This window comes from Paenibacillus xylaniclasticus, assembly GCF_004001065.1.
GTDB lineage: Bacteria > Bacillota > Bacilli > Paenibacillales > Paenibacillaceae > Paenibacillus_T > Paenibacillus_T xylaniclasticus.
In genome coordinates this window covers 1-697 of sequence record NZ_BIML01000096.1, presented here as the reverse complement: position 1 = coordinate 697, position 697 = coordinate 1, and the positions used below count along the sequence as shown (strand labels likewise).

1 protein-coding gene is annotated in these 697 nt (G+C 55.4%); it reads left to right on the top strand.

Annotation, left to right across the window (positions count from 1 at the left end; genetic code table 11):
* On the top strand, positions 1–697 hold a 697-nt coding region (locus tag PXY01_RS22510), incomplete at both ends, for a hypothetical protein (protein WP_164744560.1).

Below are 697 nucleotides of genomic sequence, written 5' to 3'. Positions count from 1 at the left end.
GGAGCCGGCGCCGTAGCCATGGCCGCGCTAGGCGGCGCGGTAATAGGTGCGGCGGCATCCGTAGCCAGCACGTATATCTCTGACCAGATCAATGGTACCCAAACAAGTGCCAAGGGATATCTAATGAATGCGGGTATCGGAGCGATAGCTGGAGCCTTCTCCGGAGCGGTGTTCGGACCGTTGTTCTCCAGTGCAGCAGCAACGCTGCTTCCGATGACGGCCAGACAGATGGCGACGAATACGGCGACGGTGATGTTCGCAGCGGGAACGGAAGAATATGTGAGCGAATCGCTCAGCCAGATGTGGAATGGAAGAGTAGACCCGGCGGCCGCATGGCGAGCGTTCGGCTTCGGAGCTCTTACGGGCGGGGCCTTTGAAATGGGCAAATGGGGCCTCCAAGCGTGGGCAAAGACTCGGAAGGAATTTATTCCGTATGTAGTGGAGAAAGCGAAGCAAGGCGGAAGCATGGCCAAGAGAATGGTCACCTCCGCTAAAAATGCCGCATCTAAATATGCTCGCGAGGCGAAAGAAGCGCTGGCAGAGGGAAGCCGTCGCACGGGTTACTATCTTGATCCGAAAAACTATATTAAAGTGGTCGATACAGGCTTTAGTAGAATACCTGTATTTACAAAGCCTGAGCCTTATAAGAGTTCCTCCGGTGGTGGAGGGAATAAGGGGGATGGAAAGAGAGCGCCTG